The sequence below is a fragment of the Verrucomicrobiota bacterium genome, from assembly GCA_016871535.1.
GTDB lineage: Bacteria > Verrucomicrobiota > Verrucomicrobiia > Limisphaerales > SIBE01 > VHCZ01.
Genome location: VHCZ01000285.1, coordinates 1 through 7738, shown reverse-complemented (window position 1 = coordinate 7738; position 7738 = coordinate 1). Strand labels below are relative to the sequence as shown.

Genomic DNA, 7738 nt, shown 5'->3' with positions numbered 1-7738 from the left:
GAAAACCACGCTGGAAGAGCAGCTCAAAGCTCTGTTCCGCCAGGTCCGAAAACAGTCCACACTATGATGAGTCAGCCGAACCAAAACTCAGATCCCCTTCGGTAAGCTTTTCCCATGAGTCAACGCGTCCCCTCAGTTAACGACGGTGGGGTGACGCTCCTGCGGAGCCTTTCTTCGATGGCATTGGCTCGGCGGGAGCCTCGCCCCACCCTCAACTGAGGGCATACAACCTGAACTCGTGATCTCTTTTCTTGGACTTGAACGTCTTTTTGAGGCAAATTCTCCACCAACAACCCGAATTCTCGCCAAACCTCAAGCTATGCTATGAACAGTAATCTTCGGCCTGATCGGCAGGCATCGCGGTGGACTGCCGGATTCACCCTCATCGAATTGCTCGTCGTCATCGCCATCATCGCGATTCTTGCAGGCATGCTCTTGCCGGCGTTGAGCCGGGCGAAAAGCAAAGCCAAGTCCACCCACTGCATTTCTAATCTGAAGCAGTGGGGTTTGATCTGGGTGTTTTACACGGACGAAAACGACGGCAAGTTCAGCGACGGCGATACCGTCGGTTGGGCGCGAGGCGAATGGGTGCGGGCGTTGGCCAAGCACTACAAGGAGAAACCTTCTTTGCTCCTGTGCCCAGACGCCAACATGCGGCGAGCTCCGGCCACGGGAAACACCGAAATGAAAATGCCGTTGAACACGCCGGAGAGCCGCCTGGCCGAATACGGCGGACCGCACACGGCCTACAACTTTCCGAACTTCGCGGAGGATCTGTCGGCGACGCAACTGGTGAGCAGTTACGGCGGGAACAATTGGATTTACAATGCGAAGAACGACATTCAAGGCCGGCGCTGGCAGGATCATTGGGGATCCTTCAACGTCCCGGACGCGGCTTCGGAAATTCCGTTGTTCGGCGACTCGATGTGGCGCGGGGGCGGACCGGATCACCGAGTCTCCGACAAGGATCAGGCGCCGACTTTCAATGGCCAGTGGATCAGTGCCGGAGCGGAATCGGCGCATTTCGCTTTCAGGCGTCACGGCAAAGGCATCAACCTCGCGTTCTTCGACCATTCCGTCCGCGCCACCACCACGCCGACGAAGGTCTGGACGTTCAAGTGGCATCGCACGTATCAACGCCACGGGCAGGAGCGGACGAAGAATTTCCCGGCGTGGATGAAGTAACCTAAAGCAACCTACATGTAGAGGAGACTTACTCAACGACGCTCTGAATCGACATTTCGCCGCCAGGTTTTGGAGTGCGCCAGTCCTCTGGCGCTTTGGGAGGACGCGGGTAAGTCAAAGGCGGCAGAGGACTGCCGCAGTCCAAGACGCTGGCGCGCAATCGTGCGCTCTTCTGGGTTCATGGTCCCGATGCGCGGTTTCAGAATCTTCCTGACTGCCCATGCGACAGCCCAATTCGGGGTTCACTTTGATCGAACTGCTTGTGGTCATTGCGATCATCGCTCTGCTGGCGGGAATGCTGTTGCCGGCGTTGAATCGCGCCAAGGCAGCCGCGCACCGGGCCAAGTGCATGAGTAACGTCCGGCAGATCAATCTGGGAATGATGATGTATGACCTGTTTGTCGCCGACGAACCAGCCGTTTTCCACGCCGAGGATCGCCTTCGACTCGGAGACTTCGCGAGCCAGCCAGCGCTGGAACTGATAGCGAATTCCGCGCAGGCTCCAGAAATCATGTTCCTGGCCGGCGATCCGGATGTGCGACCAAGCCCAGTAAAGTCCGCGATGATAAACGTGGTCCTTGGGGAAATCATCCGTCAGCACTTCGCCATCCAGACCGTAGATCGGATGGAAATAATTGGAATGGCTGCGCGCGTTTGGCGCGTTCGGGCTGGTCACTTCGCCATGATTGAAAACCAGGATCGGGCGCTCGCCTTCCCAAAGGCCGAGCGATTGGCCGTTGACCGTTTCGAATCGAAAACGCGCTGGGGAAACCGGCGTCCGCTCCGGCCTGGAGTCCTGGGCGGTTTCCGTCGCAATTGCAGCGGTCAGCGAAAGGAGGCAGCCAACGAAAATTAGCGAAGGAGTACGGCGGATCGAAATCCGAGGAAATAGCCTGGGTGTTCTCATGCGAGTCTCATAGCGTCCGAACCTCGAAATGTCAGAGACAAACTGCGTACGGCAGGCTTGCCTTTCTGTTTAGCGTTGGTAGGGACGGATTCCACTCCGTTCCTGACTAATCCTTGAGGCGTCTCTTGAAGGGGAGGCGGACAACGGAAAGACCAGGAGCCTCCGCCGGCCCATCGTCGCTTCCTGGGCGGCGGTCTGCCTCAAGGCTTGATTTGGGACGGAGTGGAATCCGTCCCTACCACGCTACTGTAACTAAACCCGTACAGGCTTCCCGCCTGCCCCATTGGGACGCGTCCAAAGAACCTGGGACGTGCAGGCAGGATGCCTGCACTACTTTGCTGAGAACGCAAACACTGTCGTGCTTTTGAAGGTTTGGCCGGGACGCAGAATGGTTGAAGGGAAATTCGGCTTGTTGACCGAGTCCGGGTAATGCTGGGTCTCGAAGCAAACGCCGCCGTGCTTGAGATGATTGCCGCTGTACAGTTGCATGCCCGGCTCGGTAGTGCGCACTTCCATAACCCGTCCGCTCTGCGGCTCCGTGAGACGCGCGGCAAGCACGAGCGATTTGCCGCCGCCGGGAAGGACGTAATTGTGATCGTAGCCGTTGGGCCTGGGCTTCAATTGTTCAATGCGGGCGCCAATCGTCGTCGTCGTGGTGAAATCCAACGGTGTTCCCTTCACGCCGGCGATTTCGCCCGTCGGAATCAACTGGTCGTCCGCCGGCGTGTAGCGGTCTGAAGCGAGCCATAATTCGTGGCCGAGCACGTCGCCCTGGCCGGCGAGATTGAAGTAAGCGTGGTTGGTCAGGTTGACCGGCGTGGCCTTGTCGGTCGTGGCTTCGTACTCCAGCCGCAGTTCGTTCTGGTCCGTGAGCGTGTAGGTGACTTTGACGGTGAGGTTGCCGGGATAGTTTTCTTCGCCGTCCTTGCTGAGATACGTGAGTTGAACCGCCGCCTCGTGGTCGCGGGCTGGAAGGGCGCTGGCTTGCCACACAATTCGGGCAAACCCGACGCGTCCGCCGTGGATGTGATGCGGCCCGCTGTTGGCTGCAAGTTTGTATTCGACGCCATCGAGGGTGAAACGAGCTTTGGCGATCCGATTCGCCACGCGCCCGATGACCGACGCCGCGTTCACGCCTTTGAGATATTGTTCGAGCGTGTTCGCGCCCAACACGACGCTGGCCAGCGCGCCGTTGCGATCCGGCGCTTGAAGCTCGGTGACGGTGGCGCCGTAGGAGATCACTTTCGCGATCATGCCTTGGGCATTGCGCAGAATGAATTGCTTGACGGGCGTGCCGTCCTGCGTCTTGCCGAATTCGCGTTCCTCAATCCGCTTCAGTGGTTCGGCGGCGCGGGCATGGGCGGATGCCACAAGGATCAGCACGGCGAAATGAGCGAAGCGCTTGTAGAAGTTCATAACTGGATTCTGTTAGCTAAAGCACCCCGGCGCAAACTGAAAAATCCGCGCAACCATACCCGGTGCATCCACAAGAATTGAACAGGAGCAAACAGAGGCAACGGAGTCGAGGATTTCGGAGAAATGTTGTTGCCAAGCACTCCGTTTGCTCTGTTGCCTCCTGTTCAGATCCTAAGAAGGTTGGCGCACGAACGGCTCCAGCGCGGAACGAAAATCCTCAAACGAGAGGGTGGCCATGTCCGGAACCTTGCCCATGTCATCGTAGCGCCGCAGCGAGACGGCCGAGGCAAAGTGCGGGTGCGCCTCGAAGGCGCGGGCTTCCTCGTCGCTCATGGGGCCGCCCTGCAAAGACAGACTCTTGAGAGACGCTTCGGACAAGTCATCCAAGTAAGCGCGTTCCTTCCAACACAAGTATCGTTTGGCCCGCACGTGCAAACGAATCGGCTCCACTACGTCCTCCGCGAAATAACGTGCCAGATAATTGGCGCCGATATTCTCATGCCTGGCATCGACGCCCTGATCGGCGATTTGCTCGCCAAAGTTGTGCAGCAAATGCCCGTAGTCGTGCAACAGACACGCCGCAACCAGGTGCGCGGGTTCTCCGGCCTGACGCGCGAAGGTGGCGCATTGCAGCGCGTGCTGGGTCTCGGTCACTTGCTCCCCGTAGTGGCGGTGGCCGCGTTCAAGGAACAGTTGGAAGAGTTCGTCGATGATTTCTTGGGCTGGCATATCGCGGGACCGTATCAGAAAAAATCGCGGCGGTATGCCAAAACCCTGTAACTTCGTTCGACCTCGCAGGGTCCCGTTCCCCTCCTGGGAAGTTTCCTTGGCCTCGCGGAAGGGGACAGGCACTCCAGCATGCGCTCGAAGTTCCCGGCAGACAGCGCCCAGAAGTAAGTTTGGATCGTGGCCTCCGGAGGAAAAGTGTCTTGATGCTCTGGGGCATAGATTCGCGCGGCCAGGCCGATGTTTTTCATATTGTTCACGCAGCGGATGGAATCCGCCCTGGCTCTTGCTTTCGCCAGCGAACTGTCCATGGCGGCAGGCCGGGCCAGTTCGGCTCGGAGATTCTCGTTCACGACTCGCAGTTGAATGAGACCTGCGATCTGCTGCTGGAGTTGCGCGGCTTCCGCGCGGAGTAAGAAAAGATCTTCTCGTAATGAAGTCCGACCAGTTCGGAAGCGGCTTCCAAATCGCCCTCGCGCGCCCGGAGGCAGAGCTTTTCGATGTCGTTCATCTTGTCTCTATCTGTTTAGTCGCGAGCCGCGCCTCGATTGGCCAGGTAGTTCTGAAGCAAGTAGGGCAGGCTTCCAGCCTGCCTCCCCGCGTTCCCGTGCCTGGAAGGGTTCTGGCAGGCAGGATGCCTGCCCTACCTTTCTCTCAGCCGTAAGGATTGAAGGAAGACAAACTCCACTCGTCGATCAGTTCTTTGGGAAGGTCGCTCAGAAAACGAGACGGCCGCTGCATGAAGTCGTCGCTGTAACCGCCCGCAACTCGAATCAGCGGGTAGGTCAGATAAAGTTCGCTTTTTGCGCGGGTGATGGCGACGTAGAAGAGGCGGCGTTCCTCTTCTTCATCGAGCGAGCGCGCCGCGGGAAAGAGCCCCTCGCAAAGCATGATGATGAAGACCACGCTGAATTCGAGGCCTTTGGCCTGATGAACGGTCGAGAGCCGAATGCGTTCGTCGTCCGAAGTGGCCGGCCGGTCTTCGTCGGCTTCGAGGTTGGAGAGCAGCGCCAGTTGGGAGAGGAATTCCTCCGGGTTTTTGAATTGCAGCGCGTAGTTGGCGAGTTGCTCCAGATCTTCCAGGCGCGCGCGGTAATTGGGAAAATATTCCTGCAAATATTCTTCGTAGCTCGCTTCGAGAATCAGCCGAATCATTTTTGACGTTCGGCCGCGCACAGGCTCCGACTCCAATTGCGCGATGGTCGCTGTAAACTGCGCCCAGGCAGTTACCGCCTTCTTCGGCACGCTGGAAGCGCAGGCCTGGAGCGCGGCGGCCAGGGTGGGGATTGCGGAATGCGGAGTGCGGAGTGCGGAGTGCGGAGACTGGCCACTGATGACTGACGTCTGATTACTGATAACTGATTTCTGAATACTCGCATCTCCTTCGCCGTCTCCCGATGCAGGCAGGCTGGAAGCCTGCCCTACGCTAAGACGCGCTTTGAACGCGTGCCACAGTTTGTCCCCGCTTTTGCCGCCAATGCCGGGGAGAAGGCCGGCCAGGCGTTTGAAGGAAAGTTCGTCCTGGGGATTGTTGACGAACTTGAGGTAGGCCGCGACGTCCTTGATGTGGGTCTGCTCGAAGAAGCGGATGCCACTGGTGATCGTGAAGGGGATATTGCGGCGCGTCAGTTCCAACTGCAGCTCCAGTGCGTGGAAGTGCGCGCGGTACAAGACCGCCATCTCGCGGAGTTCAATGCCCTCGTCACGCAATTCCAGCGCCCGTTGCGCGACAAAGCGCGCTTGCTGAGCGCCGTCACCGCACGGCACGAGCACCGGTTTCATCCCGGATTTCCGCGCTGAAGTCAGCGCTTTGGCGAACTGCTGGCGATTCGGAGCGATGGCTGCGTTGGCCAGCGCCAGAATTTCCGGAGTGCTGCGATAATTGATTTCAATCTTGTAGATGGCCGCTTTGGGATAGCGATTGGGGAATTGAAGGATGTTGTGGAAGTTCGCCCCGCGCCACGAGTAAATGCTTTGGGAATCATCGCCCACGACCATGACGTTCTGGTGCCGCGCCGCGAGCAGATCGATCAGATCGCTCTGGAGCTTGTTCGTGTCCTGGTATTCATCAACCAGAATGAACTGAAACCGCCGCTGATACCTTTCGCAAACATCCGGATGCTCCCGGAGCAAGCAGAGCCAGAGCGCGAGCAGGTCATCGAAGTCCATGACGTTGGCCGCCCGTTTGCGCGTGGCAAAGCGCTGTTGGAGATCGTGAAGCTGCGGCTCCAGGATCTGAAAGTAATCGAACTGTTCTTTGAGAATGTCCGCCAGGGATCGCTGCGTGTTGACGGCCAATGAAAACACCTCGCTGATCACTTCGGCTTTTGGGAAGCGGGTCTCTTTGAGGTCGATGTTGGCGTCGCTGATGCACGACTTGAGGAGGTCTTCGGCATCTTCGCGATCCAAAATGGTGAACCCCGGCGTGTAACCCAACGGCTCCGCGTGCATTCGCAGAATCCGGTTTCCAATCGAATGGAACGTGCCGCCCCAGAGCGACGACAGATCGCCGCCGAGCAGATCGGCCACGCGGCGCATCATTTCCCGGGCGGCCTTGTTCGTGAACGTCAGGAGGAGAATGCGCTCTGGCGGAATGCCCTGTTCCAGGAGGTAAGCCACGCGGTAGGTCAACGTCCGGGTCTTGCCAGACCCAGCCCCGGCGATGACCAGAGCCGGACTCGGCACCGCGGTGACCGCGGCGTATTGCTGTTCATTCAGCTCGCCGGCGTAATCGATCTCCAGCTCGATCGGCGCGCGAAACGGTTCGAGCACATACTCGCGTGACATGCCGAAACGTTAGCGACTGGGAATCAGGCCGGAAACGGAAAAAGGACAAGGCGGACCGGACGTCAACGGAGTATTCGAGTGGCGGAGTCAGGGAGTATTGGCGTTTCAACACTCCATCACTCCAAGACTCCACCACTCCGTTTCACTTGGGGATGACTGACCTCGGTCAAGCTGCCGCGGCGCTGAGGGTGCGTTCGACCCGCTCGATATTCGCCTCGATGCATTCGAGGTATAAACTGGGCCCGTCCGGATACGGCTGGCTCAAGTAGCGGTGGAGTCCTTGGAAATCCTTTTGCACCCGCGGCATCACGTATTTCCGCCAGAAAGCGGGGGTCTTCTGGATCAAGTCCTGCGCACTGCTGAAGACGGCTCGGTGAGCTTTGTTGCCGGCGTTGAAGCGTTCGGACTCGGCGAATTCCTGGTAAAGGATCGGAAGTTTTTCCACATAACACGACAGCGACACTTTCCGCTTGCGCTTCTTTCGGAGTTGATTTAGCGTCGAACCCGAGTGAATGGCGCTGGGTCGGAGAGTGAGACCGCGTGGGTAATCCGCGGACGCAACCTCTCGTCGTGGGATGTCGCGACGGTGTGGCAACTTGTGGAAGAGTTTTTCGAGGCGGGTCGCACGCGTATTGCCTACGAATTGGCGCAACACTGGCAGTGGCGAAGCAACAGCGGCCGGCTCAAGATTCGCGCCGCCTTGGCTATTTTAGTTGG

Annotated in this window: 7 protein-coding genes; 2 read left to right on the top strand and 5 right to left on the bottom strand. The window is 58.5% G+C overall.

Translation table 11 applies throughout. The annotated features are described in order from the left end of the window. Window positions 1-324: 324 nt before the first annotated feature. Window positions 325-1185, top strand: coding sequence for a type II secretion system protein (locus FJ398_23940; GenBank protein MBM3840949.1), 861 nt, complete (start codon window positions 325-327; stop codon window positions 1183-1185). A gap of 220 nt (window positions 1186-1405) precedes the next feature. Further along, on the top strand, window positions 1406-2041 hold the full coding sequence (locus FJ398_23935) for a prepilin-type N-terminal cleavage/methylation domain-containing protein (GenBank protein MBM3840948.1): 636 nt from the start codon (window positions 1406-1408) through the stop codon (window positions 2039-2041). A gap of 381 nt (window positions 2042-2422) precedes the next feature. Here FJ398_23935 and FJ398_23930 read toward each other — a convergent pair whose 3' ends face one another. The 5 genes from FJ398_23930 to FJ398_23910 all read right to left on the bottom strand — a co-directional run bounded on the left by FJ398_23930 (window position 2423) and on the right by FJ398_23910 (window position 7484). After that, the gene (locus FJ398_23930) at window positions 2423-3508 is read right to left on the bottom strand and encodes a galactose mutarotase (protein MBM3840947.1); all 1086 of its coding nucleotides are present in this window, start codon (window positions 3506-3508) and stop codon (window positions 2423-2425) included. Between the two features lie 171 nt (window positions 3509-3679). Further along, window positions 3680-4237, bottom strand: a complete 558-nt coding sequence (locus FJ398_23925; GenBank protein ID MBM3840946.1) for an HD domain-containing protein — start codon at window positions 4235-4237, stop codon at window positions 3680-3682. A gap of 14 nt (window positions 4238-4251) precedes the next feature. Further along, window positions 4252-4587, bottom strand: a complete 336-nt coding sequence (locus FJ398_23920) for a DUF1559 domain-containing protein (GenBank protein ID MBM3840945.1) — start codon at window positions 4585-4587, stop codon at window positions 4252-4254. A 301-nt stretch (window positions 4588-4888) separates the two neighbouring features. Further along, on the bottom strand, window positions 4889-7021 hold the full coding sequence (locus FJ398_23915; protein MBM3840944.1) for an ATP-dependent helicase: 2133 nt from the start codon (window positions 7019-7021) through the stop codon (window positions 4889-4891). A 166-nt stretch (window positions 7022-7187) separates the two neighbouring features. Beyond that, window positions 7188-7484: a hypothetical protein gene (locus tag FJ398_23910; protein ID MBM3840943.1), complete on the bottom strand. Its 297-nt coding sequence runs from the start codon at window positions 7482-7484 to the stop codon at window positions 7188-7190. Between the last annotated feature and the right edge of the window lie 254 nt (window positions 7485-7738).

Coding starts and splice junctions, on each gene's coding strand:
- FJ398_23940 (MBM3840949.1), top strand. CDS start 325: ATGAACAGTAATCTTCGGCCTGATCGGCAGGCATCGCGGTGGACTGCC.
- FJ398_23935 (MBM3840948.1), top strand. CDS start 1,406: ATGCGACAGCCCAATTCGGGGTTCACTTTGATCGAACTGCTTGTGGTC.
- FJ398_23915 (MBM3840944.1), bottom strand. CDS start 7,021: ATGTCACGCGAGTATGTGCTCGAACCGTTTCGCGCGCCGATCGAGCTG.
- FJ398_23925 (MBM3840946.1), bottom strand. CDS start 4,237: ATGCCAGCCCAAGAAATCATCGACGAACTCTTCCAACTGTTCCTTGAA.
- FJ398_23930 (MBM3840947.1), bottom strand. CDS start 3,508: ATGAACTTCTACAAGCGCTTCGCTCATTTCGCCGTGCTGATCCTTGTG.